At 65.3% G+C, this 13,775-nt stretch carries 21 protein-coding genes and 1 pseudogene; 8 read left to right on the plus strand and 14 right to left on the minus strand.

What is annotated here, in order from left to right:
• Positions 1-9: 9 nt before the first annotated feature.
• A complete protein-coding gene (locus AC3IF1_RS31170) occupies positions 10-258 on the minus strand; it encodes a transcriptional regulator (protein WP_489220954.1) in 249 nt (82 codons plus the stop codon).
• Positions 259-690: 432 nt separating this feature from the next.
• On the opposite strand from AC3IF1_RS31170, the gene AC3IF1_RS31175 reads away from it, so the two are divergent.
• From AC3IF1_RS31175 to AC3IF1_RS31190, 4 genes are all read left to right on the plus strand, one after another.
• Positions 691-945 carry a type II toxin-antitoxin system RelE family toxin gene (locus tag AC3IF1_RS31175; protein ID WP_489220955.1) on the plus strand — a complete coding sequence of 85 codons (255 nt, stop codon included), beginning with the start codon at positions 691-693 and terminating at the stop codon, positions 943-945.
• Positions 946-983: 38 nt separating this feature from the next.
• The gene (locus AC3IF1_RS31180; RefSeq protein ID WP_489220956.1) at positions 984-1,358 is read left to right on the plus strand and encodes a helix-turn-helix domain-containing protein; all 375 of its coding nucleotides are present in this window, start codon (positions 984-986) and stop codon (positions 1,356-1,358) included.
• Positions 1,359-1,483: 125 nt separating this feature from the next.
• On the plus strand, positions 1,484-1,627 hold the full coding sequence (locus AC3IF1_RS31185; RefSeq protein WP_489220957.1) for a hypothetical protein: 144 nt from the start codon (positions 1,484-1,486) through the stop codon (positions 1,625-1,627).
• A 352-nt stretch (positions 1,628-1,979) separates the two neighbouring features.
• Positions 1,980-2,204 (plus strand): hypothetical protein, encoded by a 225-nt coding sequence (locus tag AC3IF1_RS31190; RefSeq protein WP_489220958.1) that lies wholly within the window; start codon positions 1,980-1,982, stop codon positions 2,202-2,204.
• Positions 2,205-2,226: 22 nt separating this feature from the next.
• Here the strand turns inward: AC3IF1_RS31190 and AC3IF1_RS31195 are convergent, their stop codons facing one another.
• The 7 genes from AC3IF1_RS31195 to AC3IF1_RS31225 all read right to left on the minus strand — a co-directional run bounded on the left by AC3IF1_RS31195 (position 2,227) and on the right by AC3IF1_RS31225 (position 4,709).
• Positions 2,227-2,646, minus strand: a complete 420-nt coding sequence (locus AC3IF1_RS31195; protein WP_489220959.1) for an organic hydroperoxide resistance protein — start codon at positions 2,644-2,646, stop codon at positions 2,227-2,229.
• Positions 2,647-2,688: 42 nt separating this feature from the next.
• On the minus strand, positions 2,689-3,051 hold the full coding sequence (locus AC3IF1_RS31200) for a hypothetical protein (RefSeq protein ID WP_489220960.1): 363 nt from the start codon (positions 3,049-3,051) through the stop codon (positions 2,689-2,691).
• A 45-nt stretch (positions 3,052-3,096) separates the two neighbouring features.
• Entirely contained in the window at positions 3,097-3,330 is a 234-nt protein-coding gene (locus tag AC3IF1_RS31205; protein ID WP_489220961.1) for a hypothetical protein, read from the minus strand.
• Positions 3,331-3,598: 268 nt separating this feature from the next.
• The gene (locus AC3IF1_RS31210; RefSeq protein ID WP_489220962.1) at positions 3,599-3,952 is read right to left on the minus strand and encodes a hypothetical protein; all 354 of its coding nucleotides are present in this window, start codon (positions 3,950-3,952) and stop codon (positions 3,599-3,601) included.
• Complete coding sequence (locus AC3IF1_RS31215; RefSeq protein ID WP_489220964.1) at positions 3,945-4,097, minus strand: hypothetical protein; 153 nt, start codon at positions 4,095-4,097, stop codon at positions 3,945-3,947. The genes AC3IF1_RS31210 and AC3IF1_RS31215 overlap by 8 nt, the downstream gene beginning before the upstream one ends.
• A 102-nt stretch (positions 4,098-4,199) precedes the next feature.
• Complete coding sequence (locus AC3IF1_RS31220) at positions 4,200-4,346, minus strand: hypothetical protein (RefSeq protein WP_489220965.1); 147 nt, start codon at positions 4,344-4,346, stop codon at positions 4,200-4,202.
• Positions 4,347-4,406: 60 nt separating this feature from the next.
• Positions 4,407-4,709: a hypothetical protein gene (locus tag AC3IF1_RS31225; RefSeq protein WP_489220966.1), complete on the minus strand. Its 303-nt coding sequence runs from the start codon at positions 4,707-4,709 to the stop codon at positions 4,407-4,409.
• A 305-nt stretch (positions 4,710-5,014) separates the two neighbouring features.
• On the opposite strand from AC3IF1_RS31225, the gene AC3IF1_RS31230 reads away from it, so the two are divergent.
• The 4 genes from AC3IF1_RS31230 (at position 5,015) to AC3IF1_RS31245 (ending at position 8,269) form a co-directional block, all read left to right on the plus strand.
• Entirely contained in the window at positions 5,015-5,908 is an 894-nt protein-coding gene (locus tag AC3IF1_RS31230) for a LysR family transcriptional regulator (RefSeq protein WP_489220967.1), read from the plus strand.
• 59 nt (positions 5,909-5,967) lie between these two features.
• Positions 5,968-6,678 carry a cysteate racemase gene (gene cuyB / locus AC3IF1_RS31235; RefSeq protein ID WP_489220968.1) on the plus strand — a complete coding sequence of 237 codons (711 nt, stop codon included), beginning with the start codon at positions 5,968-5,970 and terminating at the stop codon, positions 6,676-6,678.
• A gap of 411 nt (positions 6,679-7,089) precedes the next feature.
• A complete protein-coding gene (locus tag AC3IF1_RS31240; protein WP_489220969.1) occupies positions 7,090-7,770 on the plus strand; it encodes a recombinase family protein in 681 nt (226 codons plus the stop codon).
• A 142-nt stretch (positions 7,771-7,912) separates the two neighbouring features.
• Positions 7,913-8,269 (plus strand): hypothetical protein, encoded by a 357-nt coding sequence (locus tag AC3IF1_RS31245; RefSeq protein WP_489220970.1) that lies wholly within the window; start codon positions 7,913-7,915, stop codon positions 8,267-8,269.
• Positions 8,270-8,357: 88 nt separating this feature from the next.
• On the opposite strand, the gene AC3IF1_RS31250 is transcribed toward AC3IF1_RS31245, so the two are convergent.
• The 6 genes and pseudogenes from AC3IF1_RS31250 to AC3IF1_RS31275 all read right to left on the minus strand — a co-directional run.
• Positions 8,358-8,786, minus strand: a complete 429-nt coding sequence (locus tag AC3IF1_RS31250) for a hypothetical protein (RefSeq protein ID WP_489220971.1) — start codon at positions 8,784-8,786, stop codon at positions 8,358-8,360.
• Between the two features lie 999 nt (positions 8,787-9,785).
• Positions 9,786-9,983 carry a hypothetical protein gene (locus AC3IF1_RS31255; RefSeq protein ID WP_489220972.1) on the minus strand — a complete coding sequence of 66 codons (198 nt, stop codon included), beginning with the start codon at positions 9,981-9,983 and terminating at the stop codon, positions 9,786-9,788.
• Positions 9,984-10,274: 291 nt separating this feature from the next.
• Positions 10,275-10,703 (minus strand): hypothetical protein, encoded by a 429-nt coding sequence (locus AC3IF1_RS31260; RefSeq protein ID WP_489220971.1) that lies wholly within the window; start codon positions 10,701-10,703, stop codon positions 10,275-10,277.
• 1,145 nt (positions 10,704-11,848) lie between these two features.
• Positions 11,849-12,277, minus strand: coding sequence for a hypothetical protein (locus tag AC3IF1_RS31265; protein WP_489220971.1), 429 nt, complete (start codon positions 12,275-12,277; stop codon positions 11,849-11,851).
• A gap of 999 nt (positions 12,278-13,276) precedes the next feature.
• Entirely contained in the window at positions 13,277-13,474 is a 198-nt protein-coding gene (locus tag AC3IF1_RS31270; RefSeq protein WP_489220972.1) for a hypothetical protein, read from the minus strand.
• 58 nt (positions 13,475-13,532) lie between these two features.
• Positions 13,533-13,775: pseudogene (locus AC3IF1_RS31275) on the minus strand (ParA family protein); the annotation flags it as partial.

Genomic DNA, 13,775 nt, shown 5'->3' on the forward strand with positions numbered 1-13,775 from the left:
TCGGCTTCCTCAATCTGCAGCGTTGGGACGGCTGCCCAGCCGGACCCCAGGCCCGGCGGTACCGTCGCCGTCGATGAAGACGGCGCCGGCGGCCTCAAGCGTCATGCGTAGGATCCGCACGTTCGCGGGCAAGGTGTTCCGGGTGCCGGCCTCGAAGCTACCAAGAGTTGCCGCACAGATGCCGGTGCGGGCCGCAAGTTCATCAAGGCGCAGATCAAGAAGGCCACGCGCTGCGCGGCTTTGTTCGGGCTTAAGCATGTTTGGAGCAACCTGAAGTTTTGGTGGGTTCAGGCAACGTTGCTAACAGGGTTAAAGCATGATGCCTGGGCAGTAATCAAGACCACCGCAAAGTTCGAATAGAAACATGATCCATGTAACCTGAGTACAGCTGCCTATTGTTCATGCGAGTGCAATTTTTAGCTGGTAACTCACTGACGCAAATTGCAGACGGCCCGTGGCCGCGTGCGGCCCCATCGGGGACGTGATGACCATGGCCAAACACGATCCGTGTTCACGCGGGCGGGGGTGCCTGGCAGCGGCCCAAAAAATTTTGCGTATGCGGTCGCCTGCAACGCGGTCCGGGTGGACCGGGTGAAGCAGCCGGCGACAGTTCGGCCCGCATCAGGTTCTCGTCCAGCATGGCCAGTTCGGCGGGGTGGCGTATTGTTTGCGATACGCTATAATCGATCCATGCCAGAGATAGCTTACAGCAAGGGGGCGATCCGTGCGCTAAGCCGGATGCCGGCCAACACTGCGAAGCTGATCCGCGGCAAGATCGAGCAGTACGCCGCCGATCCGGCTGCCCAGGCCAACAACGTCAAGGCGCTCAAAGGCGAGCCAGGCGTGTTGCGTCTCCGGGTGGGCGACTGGCGTGTGCTGTTTACGGAGGATGGCAAGGTATTGGCCGTCATCCGCATCGCCCCCCGCGGGGGTGCTTACGAATGACCATGGCAACGGGCATCGCCCACTCAACGGAGACCGCCATGAACGCGCAGACGATTACCACGCCCGCCGGCGACCGCCTGGTGGTGCTGCCCGAGGCCGAGTACGCCGCGCTGGTCGAGGCGGCCGAGGACGGTGCAGATCGCGCGGCCGTGGCCGAGTTCCGCCGGCTGTTTGCCGCCGGCGATGAAGAGCTTGTGCCTGCCGCCGTGGTGGACCGGCTGCTGTCCGGCGAGAGCCGCGTGCGGGTCTGGCGCGAGCACCGGGGCATGAAGGCGGCCGCGCTGGCCGAAGCGGCTGGCATCGGCCAGGCGTACCTCTCCCAGATCGAAACCGGGAAGCGGGAGGGCACGGTGGACACGTACCGGAAGCTGGCTGAGGCGCTGCGGATCAGCCTAGACGATCTGCTGGGCTGACGGGGCGCATCCGGCGTGGTGGGACGCGCTCGATCGGCCCGCATCACACTGCCGCCGCGATCAGCGAGCCTTCTGCAGGCTTAGCGGTAGCGGACCGCCCAGTTCACTCCGCAGGAGTGCACCGCATGCGCAACACCCTGTTGGCCCTGCTGGCCGTCATCGCCGTCATGGCCGCCCACGCGGTCTACAAGCTGGTGCGCCTGCCCTTCCGGCTCCTGCGCGGTCTATTCCGGCACAAGGCCCCGCCGGCACAGCTGACGGCCCGCTAACCCGATTTCGGCATCATGCTCGAGGGCCGCGTCGCGTATCGGCCCGACCGCCGGTGAGATCGGACGCTCCCCCGCCCCGTGATCAGATCGGGGCGGGGCCGAGCGGCCGATGCTCAGCATTGGGCCGCGCAACCGAGCGCAGCCGAATGCGTTCATGGGAAGCGGCGCTGTTGAGCGCCTGAGGCTCCCCCGATGCTCCTGATCATGGCCCTGGTGGCAGGCACATTCGCGCTTGCCGGCTCGTTCTCGCTCATTGCCATGCTGGCGGACTAACGTTCCCGCCGAAAAGTCCGGCCGGGAACTTCGATCAGACCCTGCGCCTTGGCCTCCCACAACTTCAACGGAGGCCAACATGGGCTCGGATGTAGACGCGGCACGCGAAGCCTTCGGGACAGTGCCGCCAGGCCGGCCGATCAGCGACGTGAAGAAGCCCGATCCGACGGCTGGCAGCAGTGGCCCGAACTCGCCTGGCAGCCCAGAGCCCGACGACGGCGTGGGGCCGGAGAGCGGCGGCTACGACAACCGGCCGGACATGCCCAGGCCCGACAACGCCAAGGGCGGCCACGGCGCTGGGTGACGGGTGCCAGCCGGTCGCGCAGTCAGACTACCAGCACGGTCACGTCCATGTTGCCCCGAGTGGCACGCGAGTAGGGACAGACCTCCTCGTGGGCGATGCGGGCAAACTCCTCGATCTCGGCCCGGTCCCGATCCGGCACTGACACCTCCAAGGTGGCTTCGAGCCGGAAGAACCCGTCCTCTTCGCGCCCGATGCCCACATGTGCCGTGACAGACGACGCGGCGAGCGGCGCCTTCCGCTCGCGCGCCACACGCAGCAGAGCGTTTTCAAAGCACGCGGCGTAGCCAGCGGCAAACAGCTGCTCCGGGTTGGTCGCATGGCCGCCTGGGCCGCCCAGTTCCTTGGGGTGAGCCAGCACGTGGTCGAGCACTCCATCCGGTGATGAGATGCGCCCCTGACGGCCGCCGACCGCCGTTGCTGTGGCTGTGTAGAGTGCCTTCATCGTCTGTCCCTCCGATGTGGGCGACGTAGGGCTGCGCTGCCGTCAGCCCAGGGCAGCTGCACGACGGATCACGCCCGGGTCGGCCGCCTCCGCGTCGCGCAGCCGCCGGGCCTCGTAGATCGCCTTGCGGGTCAGGCCGAGGTCCGTGACGGTGGCCTTGGCGTTCCCATCGAGAACGCCAGCAGCCGGCCCATCGCGTCCGGTCGATACCTCGCCCCGCTCCTGCGCGGCGTCGTACTCGTCGGCCAGCCGGCGCTTGGCCTGCGCCTCGATCTCCAAGGCATCAGCCTGTGCGCGGTGGGCCGCCGCTATCAGCTCATCGTGCGCCCCCTTGGCCTTGGCGAAGCGCGCCGCAGCCTTGGCCGCGTCATAGGCCAGGGCCGCCACATCTCGGGCGTCCAGCACCTCGGCGAACCGAATACCGCGAGCGGTTCATCTTTACCCCTTACGTCACCCAGCCTCGGCCGGTTCTTCGGCGTTCGAGGCAACCGTGAAACCCTCGCGGTCGAACACGTTGTAGAGGACACCGGCAGGATCAAGCCCGAGCCCCACAATGTGGGTGATCGCTGCTTCCTTAGCTTCTGCGACGGTGTCGAACGGATCAGGCAACTGGTACATCCTGGCTGCCTGCTCCTCACCATCGGTCTGCACCGGCGGCGTAGTGATTTCAACCGTATAGGGCATGATATCTGCCACCTATGTTTAGTGAAACACGCCAAAGAACCACAAAAGTATGATGATCGGCAGCGGGATCCCCAATAACCAAAGCAATTCTCCCCGCAGCATCACCGCCTCCGTTTCCTCACCTATTCCACCCAAGGCTTGGGCAGTTGCCGGCTAAAACGCGCGAGTGCATGAAACCGATGCGTGGTATCGATACGAAAGCTGGGTAAGCAACGGAGTATGGTCCTGCAGAGTTACTGCGGGCCGCACGCGGCAGCTACGGTGTAGATCAGCGCCGCAGCGCCTCGATCCACGCTTTGACCGGATCCACCACAAAAGCCACGTACGCCGCCCACGTCCGCGCCCAGCCACCCAGGGGTAGATCGGCATCGGGCCGGGCCGCCATCAGCGCTGCCACGTAGCGGTCCTCATGGGCTTTGCACTCGTCCAGGGCATTGCGTTCCCGCCCGGCCCGGCTGCCTTGGTCATGCAGGCGATCGTACGCCTCGCGCACGCAACCGTGCCACGCCCGCTCCAACGCCGGCAGGTCGGTCGCCTCGGCCGCCAGGGCCGAGGCCGGCCCGACACCCGCAAGCGTGAGGAGCAGGGCCAAGGCCTCGACGTGCGCCGCTCGGCTATTCATCGGATCCGCCGCCCCCGGCAAAGGCCATTACGCTCGTGGCTCTCTGCAGCTCATGGCGGGCAACACCATCCGCCAGTGCGATCAGGCTGGCGAGCATGAGCCCGAGCAGCAGGAAGCGGCGGAAGACAGGCACGGGGAGCAGCATGGGAGGCGCCTCTGGGAGACGCGCGCACCATAGCTGAGCCGTTGAACGCCGGCTGCCGCGCCGACGCCACAGCGGTACGAAAAGCGAACGGCAGCTCGGGGATCAGCGCCGCCAGTGCAGGAGAGATCGGCGCATCAGCAGCCGGACCGCCAGGGCGAGCGCCATTTCGTAGGGCACGTCGCCGACATCTCCTGCCGATGTCCCGGCACATAGGCGGGCGAACGAGGCGCGTAGATCTGGCTCGGGCATCGGCTCACCCTCCGGGCGGCGGCAAGCCGAGATTGGGGCGCCGGCGGGGTTAACAAAAGGTTACTCGCAGACACGCACGCGCCGGATGTGCTCGACGCCGTAGGGATCGATGAAGCCGCGCCGTTCCACGTGGCAGACTTCCTCGACGTAGACCGGCGGCGGGGCGCGGTAGACCGGCTGGCCGGGGTAATAGCCGTTGTTGGCTGAGGCGATCGCAGTGCCGGCGACCACACCGCCGAGTACGCCGAGCGCCGCGGCACCACCGACCCCGATGCCATCACGGGCCTGCGCAGCTGGTTGGGCGCTGCACAGGGTGATGGCGGCCAAGGCGGCCGTAGCTGCGAACTTCAGGGATCCACGCATCGCTCGATCTCCACGACGTGCAGACGGCCCCGCGCGCATCAGCTGCGCAGGGCCGTATCCACCGGGGCCACCCGGTGCGACCGCTGATCAGCGGCCACGGTCAGGGTGAACCTGGGTCGTTAAGAGGCCGTTGCTGGGGGCCGTTGGCTCATGCCAGGGCCCGCGGCCAACATCTGCAATGAGTGGGAAGCAGGCTTTGGCACCTGTTACCAAAAGCGGTCATTCGTGCGATGTCGATCCTCCTAATTCCCGGACACGGCAGGAGGTTGGTCACAGCCCCGCCATAGCGCTAGTCTCGACCCATCATGGAATTGAAATGGCTTGAGGACTTCGTCAGCCTCGCCCGTACCGGCAACTTCTCGCGCTCGGCCGAGGAGCGCCACGTCACCCAATCCGCCTTCAGCCGCCGGATCCAGGCACTGGAGACCTGGCTCGGGGTCGGGCTTATCGACCGAAGCACCTATCCGACCTCATTGACGCCGGCCGGGCGAGAGTTCCGCGAGACGGCCGAGGAAGCCGTGCGCATGCTTCACGGCAGCCGCGCCGCTTTGCAGGCCAGCGCCCAACCGAACAAGCAGACCGTAGCAGTTGCGGCGCTTCATACCCTGGCTCTGAGCTTCTTCCCGGCCTGGTTCCGGCAGATCCAGGCTCGGACCGGCCCCTTGAGTAGCCGGCTGCTGCCCGACGACTTCCACACATGCATCCAGGCCGTTGTCGAGGGTGGTTACGACTTCCTGCTGACCTTCCACCATCCGGGTGTGCCGATCTTGCTCGATCCGGTGCAGTTCTCACACCGGGTGGTCGGGGCCGACAGCCTTGTGGCCGTGCGAAGCCCGGACGCGGCGGACGCGCCGTTGCCGCTCTTGAGCTACTCGCAGAACTCCTTCTTGGGCCGCGTGGCGACTTTCGCACAGGCGCAGGCCGGCGGGCCGCCCGCAGTGATCGCCCACACAAACGAAAACGCGATGGCCGAGGCGCTCAAGTTCATGGCTCTGGAGGGCCATGGACTGGCGTGGCTACCGCGTAGCCTCGTCGGGCAGGAACTGACCGAGGGCAGACTGATCGCGTTGGGCGAAGCAATGCCTCTTGAGGTGCGCCTCTATCGGAACGCTGGTCATCGCCGCGCCGCTGTGTCGGCTGTCTGGGAGGCTGCAGAGGCCGTCGTTGGAACTATGCAAGATCGGAATAGGCCGGACTGAGACGGCATTGGACCCATTGGCGAGGACCACGCATCGTGTCCTGACGGCAGGAGGTCACGATGCTCGGTGTACTTGGTGGGATGGGTCCGATGGCGACCGTCGATTTCATGGCGAAGGTCGTTCGCAATACCCCGGCGGCCTGCGACCAGGACCACATCCCGATGGTTGTGTGCTCCGCTTCGAACATTCCAGACCGCAACGCCGCGCTTCGGGGCGAGGGAGCCGACCCGCTTCCTGCCATGCGCGATACCCTGCGGCGGCTAGAGGCTGCAGGTGCGACCTGCATCGCCATCCCCTGCAACACCGCGCACATGTGGCACTGTGCCCTCCAGTATGAGACGCCGCTCCTCATTCTGCACATCGTGGATGCAGTGACCTGCGAGCTGACCGCGCGGAAGGGCGACTGCATTGGCGTGTTGGGCACGACTAGCACCGTCGAGGGCCGACTCTATCAGGAGCGCCTGTCCTGCAAAGGCTTGACGTGCCGCGTGCCTGATGCGGTCGGCCAGGACGCGGTGATGCAGGCGATCCGTCTGGTGAAGGCAGGGCAGATCGCCGAGGCCGCAGATATCCTTCAAGTCCAGGCTGAAGCCTTGATTGATGCGGGCTGCAGCCAAGTCGTGATGGCCTGCACTGAGATCCCCGTGGCACTCGCGTCGGTCAAAGAGGCGTTACGCACAAAGCTGGTGGACGCGACAGAGGCGCTCGCCCGTGCCTGCGTACGCGCGTGCAAGACTGCCGCCGCCTCTGAGCTTGCCGTCGCGGCCTGACATCGATCCGCCTCGTCGGCCGCGACGCGGCCGGGCCACGCCCCTCACTGCTGCACGCCCTCTACCCGTACCCGGAAGCGGACTGACGAAAATCCACCCGTCCCAGCCGCAGGTCACTGTCTCACCGAGCAACCTGCAAGCGGACGTTCCCAGCCTCCGCAAACGGTCGAAAGCGGGCCCTCCGCAGGGGCACGTAGCCCGGGGGGCGCGGGCCGAGCCCTCTAGGGGCCGGCCCGCAGCCGTTCGGCTTCGCCTGGTTGGCGAGGCCGTAGCGACACCGCAGGATTATCGCACGCGGCGGGTGGCCACCATCGGTAGCCACCGTCGCCGGTCCATTAACGGACCTTCAACGAACTCGCGCCAGCCAGGTCTGACATCCGCGTCAACCAACGATGCTGCGGGGGTCAGGGCATGCGCGCGGACAAGCTGGTGGCCTACCACCGGGTCTCAACTGCCCGGCAGGAGGCCTCGGGCCTGGGCCTGGACGCCCAGCGGCAGGCCGTGTCCGCGTTCCTGGGCGGATCGGCCGTGGTGGCCGAGTTCACCGAGACCGAGAGCGGCAAGCGAGCCGACCGGCCCGAGCTGGCGCGCGCAATCGGCGCGTGCCGGCTGTACGGCGCCCGGCTGGTGATCGCGAAGCTCGACCGCCTGTCCAGGGACGCCCACTTCCTGCTGGGTCTTGAGAAGGCCGGGGTGGACTTCGTGGCCGCCGACATGCCCCACGCGAACCGGCTGACCGTGGGCATCATGGCCCTGGTGGCCGAGGAGGAGCGCCGCATGATCTCCGCGCGGACCAAGGCGGCCCTGGCGGCCGCCAAGGCCCGCGGTACCGCGCTGGGCGGCTACCGCGGCCACACGATTACGGCGGCTGCTGGCGAGGCTGGCAGGCGCACTCAGGCGGCCCGGGCAGGTGCCCGGGTGGTGGATCTGGTGCCGGTGCTGGCCGAGCTGCGCGCGGCTGGGACCACCAGTTTGGGCGGGATCGCAGCGGCGCTGAACGCGCGCGGGATCCCAGCGGCGCGCGGTGGAGCTTGGACTGCCACCCAGGTGCGGCGGCTCTCACAACCGAGATTTCAAGGCCTATCGGATTAACAGTCGCAGATTAACTTAGATCAACACTTTCAGGAGGTAGCTATACCTCCTAATTATCTCGGGTAAGCGAAAATAGGAACATCTCATTGCTCGCGCCGTTTGCAGGGAAAGATCCACACACGGATCTTTTTGAAAACGGAATATGGATTTCGAGATGAACATCAAAACTTTGCGTATGCCCCTGATCGCCGCCGCTCTTCTTGCTGGTAGCGCTGGCTTTGCCCTCGCTCAAGGCGGTGGGGCAGGTGGTGGAGCAGGCGGTGCCGGTACCGGCGGTGGCGCCGGCATGAGCGGCGGTTCTATGGGGACAAGCGGCTCGATGGGTGCAGGCAATGGATCCGGCACTGGCATGAGCACTGGCGGCCAGATGAACAGCGGGGCCGGCACCGGTGGCCGAATGGGTGCAGGCAACTCCGGCTCGATGGGCACAGGCTCGACCGGAAGAGCAGGTTCGATGGGCAACGGAACGGGCGGTTCATCCGGCGCCATGGGCCGCTGATCGTTCGGTTCACTTCGCCACCCGTTTCATCGCGGGTGGCGGACAGCTGGCGTAAGTCTTCTGTGCTTGCGATCTACCCGCTGAGGCCTCATGCGTACGGGCCTTTAAACAGGTCGCCCAGCGCCTTCCGCCGGAACAACGTGTGCCACCGCCGGCGCCGGTGCTCCGGCCGGTCGTGAATCATGTGGCAGCGCTGGCAGAAGGCCGCGAGGTTGGCCGACACGTTGTTCGCCGTGTCGTGGTCCCGGTGCGCGGCGGCCAACACCACGTGGGTAGTGCGCACGATCGCCAGAACATCGAGGGTGCCAGGGGCGAGGCGAACCCGGCGCCCTCGCCCATCTCGCCACGTGGCCTTCTCAGCGTCCCACCAGCGCCCGTCGCCCAGATGAAACACGTGCTGCCCGTGCGGCCGCCCGCAGCCCTCGCAGCGCCCGCCAGCGCGCCGGAAGCGCACCACCGCGGACAGCTGCGGCCAGTCGATGGGGTAGAAGAAGCGGTGCTCGCGCCGGATCGGCATCTAGAATGCGTCTGACTATGCCTGTACCGGCAGCACAAGCCGGGCGACCTTGGCCCAATCTCGGAAGTGCTGCACCTCCGATAAGTCGCCCCTACGCGTGTACTGGTCGAGAAACCATCCAGTCAGCCCGTCCCACGCATTTAGATCTCCTGGTGGCAAAATGTTCCAGCCAAGTTCCTCAACAGTGAAGTTCGCTTTTGCCGAGTTGCGTAGCTGGGACGTGCACACCCAGTTCTCCATATTGTCAGCACCTCCCCGAGATACTGGCACAACATGATCTATAGTCGGACACAGATCGTAGTATGCAAAGTGACAGGCGTCAGTCTTCCAGTTTGCGTGATAGGGAAAAGCCTCTGGCATAAGGCGTGATAGTAGACGTAAGGTAGGTGGAAAGATGAGGCGCTTGCCCGAGTATCTGTCAACGAAGCCATCCCGCGCAAACACCTGCATGTACTGCCTGAGCGAGTAACGGCGGCCGGCATTCGTAAGGGGCACAAACGGATATTCCGTGCTGATGATCGCAGCGCCTCCCGCGATGTCATCCGCGCCGATCGCCTGACATACACGGGCTAAGATCTCGGGACCATTAACCATCGACTACTCCCAAGTGGAGACGCGACGGCCCTGTACCCTGGCGATCTCTTGCTGGCTCGGTCGCGCCGGCCGCGTTGCCGCCCGTTCTAAAGTGGCAACGGCGAGCCCAATCCCGGCGGATACGCCTGACAGGCCGATGAGGAAGCTGGCGGTGATCATTCGGCCCCGGGCCCGCTGACGGCGCCGGCTGCGGCGGCGCCCAAGGCAGCTGCCAGTGCGGCTAGGATGGCGGCTTCGATCATGGCTGTAGCCCCGACAGATCCTGGCCGGCTGAAGGCCCCGGCCCATGCGGCACAGGAACAACCTGCCGAGCGGGGGTTAATGATGCGTTAACCATGATCCAATGACGACAGTGCATTAGTATGATCGTGTACTGTTACAACTGCACACTACTGTCCTGACACACTACCGTCCTGACACGCCTTTTAGGCCGCCGTGCCCCTGCGCGGTCAGGTAGGCGTCCAGGGCATCGAGGTACACATCGTGCGCCTTGCGATCCTCAGTGAACGCGATCTCCTTGAACTTCCGCGCCACCTTAGGATGCAGGTAGAGCATCACCTTGGCCACGTCCTTGGCGGGCTTGGCGGGGGCTGGCGCTTCCACCGGCTCGGCCACAGCATGAACCGGCGCCGCGGCTGCCTTCGGTGTCCCGCCTAAAGCCTCAAGCGCGGCGTTTCGCTTCGGCGGTGCCATTGTCTGCTCCCATCTTCTTGCTGGCCCAGGCCCATAGCTCACCGATCTCTGCGGCGGCCTTTCCGTCCGGGGCAAATTCGTGGACGCCCTGCCCAAGGGCATAGGCGTACTGGTGGTCGATCCGGGCAGCGACCGGGACCGGCGCCACCTCCCCCGCAGCTGGCGTAAGTCTTCTGTGCTTGCGATCTACCCGCTGAGGCCTCATGCGTACGGGCCTTTAAACAGGTCGCCCAGCGCCTTCCGCCGGAACAACGTGTGCCACCGCCGGCGCCGGTGCTCCGGCCGGTCGTGAATCATGTGGCAGCGCTGGCAGAAGGCCGCGAGGTTGGCCGACACGTTGTTCGCCGTGTCGTGGTCCCGGTGCGCGGCGGCCAACACCACGTGGGTAGTGCGCACGATCGCCAGAACATCGAGGGTGCCAGGGGCGAGGCGAACCCGGCGCCCTCGCCCATCTCGCCACGTGGCCTTCTCAGCGTCCCACCAGCGCCCGTCGCCCAGATGAAACACGTGCTGCCCGTGCGGCCGCCCGCAGCCCTCGCAGCGCCCGCCAGCGCGCCGGAAGCGCACCACCGCGGACAGCTGCGGCCAGTCGATGGGGTAGAAGAAGCGGTGCTCGCGCCGGATCGGCATCTAGAATGCGTCTGACTATGCCTGTACCGGCAGCACAAGCCGGGCGACCTTGGCCCAATCTCGGAAGTGCTGCACCTCCGATAAGTCGCCCCTACGCGTGTACTGGTCGAGAAACCATCCAGTCAGCCCGTCCCACGCATTTAGATCTCCTGGTGGCAAAATGTTCCAGCCAAGTTCCTCAACAGTGAAGTTCGCTTTTGCCGAGTTGCGTAGCTGGGACGTGCACACCCAGTTCTCCATATTGTCAGCACCTCCCCGAGATACTGGCACAACATGATCTATAGTCGGACACAGATCGTAGTATGCAAAGTGACAGGCGTCAGTCTTCCAGTTTGCGTGATAGGGAAAAGCCTCTGGCATAAGGCGTGATAGTAGACGTAAGGTAGGTGGAAAGATGAGGCGCTTGCCCGAGTATCTGTCAACGAAGCCATCCCGCGCAAACACCTGCATGTACTGCCTGAGCGAGTAACGGCGGCCGGCATTCGTAAGGGGCACAAACGGATATTCCGTGCTGATGATCGCAGCGCCTCCCGCGATGTCATCCGCGCCGATCGCCTGACATACACGGGCTAAGATCTCGGGACCATTAACCATCGACTACTCCCAAGTGGAGACGCGACGGCCCTGTACCCTGGCGATCTCTTGCTGGCTCGGTCGCGCCGGCCGCGTTGCCGCCCGTTCTAAAGTGGCAACGGCGAGCCCAATCCCGGCGGATACGCCTGACAGGCCGATGAGGAAGCTGGCGGTGATCATTCGGCCCCGGGCCCGCTGACGGCGCCGGCTGCGGCGGCGCCCAAGGCAGCTGCCAGTGCGGCTAGGATGGCGGCTTCGATCATGGCTGTAGCCCCGACAGATCCTGGCCGGCTGACCGGGCTCGATGGGTGCAGGCAATGGATCCGGCACTGGCATGAGCACTGGCGGCCAGATGAACAGCGGGGCCGGCACCGGTGGCCGAATGGGTGCAGGCAACTCCGGCTCGATGGGCACAGGCTCGACCGGAAGAGCAGGTTCGATGGGCAACGGAACGGGCGGTTCATCCGGCGCCATGGGCCGCTGATCGTTCGGTTCACTTCGCCACCCGTTTCATCGCGGGTGGCGGACAGCTGGCGTAAGTCTTCTGTGCTTGCGATCTACCCGCTGAGGCCTCATGCGTACGGGCCTTTAAACAGGTCGCCCAGCGCCTTCCGCCGGAACAACGTGTGCCACCGCCGGCGCCGGTGCTCCGGCCGGTCGTGAATCATGTGGCAGCGCTGGCAGAAGGCCGCGAGGTTGGCCGACACGTTGTTCGCCGTGTCGTGGTCCCGGTGCGCGGCGGCCAACACCACGTGGGTAGTGCGCACGATCGCCAGAACATCGAGGGTGCCAGGGGCGAGGCGAACCCGGCGCCCTCGCCCATCTCGCCACGTGGCCTTCTCAGCGTCCCACCAGCGCCCGTCGCCCAGATGAAACACGTGCTGCCCGTGCGGCCGCCCGCAGCCCTCGCAGCGCCCGCCAGCGCGCCGGAAGCGCACCACCGCGGACAGCTGCGGCCAGTCGATGGGGTAGAAGAAGCGGTGCTCGCGCCGGATCGGCATCTAGAATGCGTCTGACTATGCCTGTACCGGCAGCACAAGCCGGGCGACCTTGGCCCAATCTCGGAAGTGCTGCACCTCCGATAAGTCGCCCCTACGCGTGTACTGGTCGAGAAACCATCCAGTCAGCCCGTCCCACGCATTTAGATCTCCTGGTGGCAAAATGTTCCAGCCAAGTTCCTCAACAGTGAAGTTCGCTTTTGCCGAGTTGCGTAGCTGGGACGTGCACACCCAGTTCTCCATATTGTCAGCACCTCCCCGAGATACTGGCACAACATGATCTATAGTCGGACACAGATCGTAGTATGCAAAGTGACAGGCGTCAGTCTTCCAGTTTGCGTGATAGGGAAAAGCCTCTGGCATAAGGCGTGATAGTAGACGTAAGGTAGGTGGAAAGATGAGGCGCTTGCCCGAGTATCTGTCAACGAAGCCATCCCGCGCAAACACCTGCATGTACTGCCTGAGCGAGTAACGGCGGCCGGCATTCGTAAGGGGCACAAACGGATATTCCGTGCTGATGATCGCAGCGCCTCCCGCGATGTCATCCGCGCCGATCGCCTGACATACACGGGCTAAGATCTCGGGACCATTAACCATCGACTACTCCCAAGTGGAGACGCGACGGCCCTGTACCCTGGCGATCTCTTGCTGGCTCGGTCGCGCCGGCCGCGTTGCCGCCCGTTCTAAAGTGGCAACGGCGAGCCCAATCCCGGCGGATACGCCTGACAGGCCGATGAGGAAGCTGGCGGTGATCATTCGGCCCCGGGCCCGCTGACGGCGCCGGCTGCGGCGGCGCCCAAGGCAGCTGCCAGTGCGGCTAGGATGGCGGCTTCGATCATGGCTGTAGCCCCGACAGATCCTGGCCGGCTGAAGGCCCCGGCCCATGCGGCACAGGAACAACCTGCCGAGCGGGGGTTAATGATGCGTTAACCATGATCCAATGACGACAGTGCATTAGTATGATCGTGTACTGTTACAACTGCACACTACTGTCCTGACACACTACCGTCCTGACACGCCTTTTAGGCCGCCGTGCCCCTGCGCGGTCAGGTAGGCGTCCAGGGCATCGAGGTACACATCGTGCGCCTTGCGATCCTCAGTGAACGCGATCTCCTTGAACTTCCGCGCCACCTTAGGATGCAGGTAGAGCATCACCTTGGCCACGTCCTTGGCGGGCTTGGCGGGGGCTGGCGCTTCCACCGGCTCGGCCACAGCATGAACCGGCGCCGCGGCTGCCTTCGGTGTCCCGCCTAAAGCCTCAAGCGCGGCGTTTCGCTTCGGCGGTGCCATTGTCTGCTCCCATCTTCTTGCTGGCCCAGGCCCATAGCTCACCGATCTCTGCGGCGGCCTTTCCGTCCGGGGCAAATTCGTGGACGCCCTGCCCAAGGGCATAGGCGTACTGGTGGTCGATCCGGGCAGCGACCGGGACCGGCGCCACCTCCCCCGACGTGCTCAGCCGCATCGTGACCGCGGTGGTAAGCCGGGCCTGCTTGTTCGTGGG

The organism is Methylobacterium sp. E-012, from assembly GCF_057836545.1.

What these genes read in the sequence shown, in the direction of transcription:
- AC3IF1_RS31210 (WP_489220962.1), bottom strand. Translation starts at nt 3,952, where the DNA reads ATGAATAGCCGAGCGGCGCACGTCGAGGCCTTGGCCCTGCTCCTCACG.
- cuyB (WP_489220968.1), top strand. Translation starts at nt 5,968, where the DNA reads ATGCTCGGTGTACTTGGTGGGATGGGTCCGATGGCGACCGTCGATTTC.
- AC3IF1_RS31215 (WP_489220964.1), bottom strand. Translation starts at nt 4,097, where the DNA reads ATGCTGCTCCCCGTGCCTGTCTTCCGCCGCTTCCTGCTGCTCGGGCTC.
- AC3IF1_RS31265 (WP_489220971.1), bottom strand. Translation starts at nt 12,277, where the DNA reads ATGCCGATCCGGCGCGAGCACCGCTTCTTCTACCCCATCGACTGGCCG.
- AC3IF1_RS31250 (WP_489220971.1), bottom strand. Translation starts at nt 8,786, where the DNA reads ATGCCGATCCGGCGCGAGCACCGCTTCTTCTACCCCATCGACTGGCCG.
- AC3IF1_RS31185 (WP_489220957.1), top strand. Translation starts at nt 1,484, where the DNA reads ATGCGCAACACCCTGTTGGCCCTGCTGGCCGTCATCGCCGTCATGGCC.
- AC3IF1_RS31245 (WP_489220970.1), top strand. Translation starts at nt 7,913, where the DNA reads ATGGATTTCGAGATGAACATCAAAACTTTGCGTATGCCCCTGATCGCC.
- AC3IF1_RS31230 (WP_489220967.1), top strand. Translation starts at nt 5,015, where the DNA reads ATGGAATTGAAATGGCTTGAGGACTTCGTCAGCCTCGCCCGTACCGGC.
- AC3IF1_RS31220 (WP_489220965.1), bottom strand. Translation starts at nt 4,346, where the DNA reads ATGCCCGAGCCAGATCTACGCGCCTCGTTCGCCCGCCTATGTGCCGGG.
- AC3IF1_RS31180 (WP_489220956.1), top strand. Translation starts at nt 984, where the DNA reads ATGAACGCGCAGACGATTACCACGCCCGCCGGCGACCGCCTGGTGGTG.
- AC3IF1_RS31190 (WP_489220958.1), top strand. Translation starts at nt 1,980, where the DNA reads ATGGGCTCGGATGTAGACGCGGCACGCGAAGCCTTCGGGACAGTGCCG.
- AC3IF1_RS31205 (WP_489220961.1), bottom strand. Translation starts at nt 3,330, where the DNA reads ATGCCCTATACGGTTGAAATCACTACGCCGCCGGTGCAGACCGATGGT.
- AC3IF1_RS31175 (WP_489220955.1), top strand. Translation starts at nt 691, where the DNA reads ATGCCAGAGATAGCTTACAGCAAGGGGGCGATCCGTGCGCTAAGCCGG.
- AC3IF1_RS31225 (WP_489220966.1), bottom strand. Translation starts at nt 4,709, where the DNA reads ATGCGTGGATCCCTGAAGTTCGCAGCTACGGCCGCCTTGGCCGCCATC.
- AC3IF1_RS31195 (WP_489220959.1), bottom strand. Translation starts at nt 2,646, where the DNA reads ATGAAGGCACTCTACACAGCCACAGCAACGGCGGTCGGCGGCCGTCAG.
- AC3IF1_RS31240 (WP_489220969.1), top strand. Translation starts at nt 7,090, where the DNA reads ATGCGCGCGGACAAGCTGGTGGCCTACCACCGGGTCTCAACTGCCCGG.
- AC3IF1_RS31260 (WP_489220971.1), bottom strand. Translation starts at nt 10,703, where the DNA reads ATGCCGATCCGGCGCGAGCACCGCTTCTTCTACCCCATCGACTGGCCG.
- AC3IF1_RS31170 (WP_489220954.1), bottom strand. Translation starts at nt 258, where the DNA reads ATGCTTAAGCCCGAACAAAGCCGCGCAGCGCGTGGCCTTCTTGATCTG.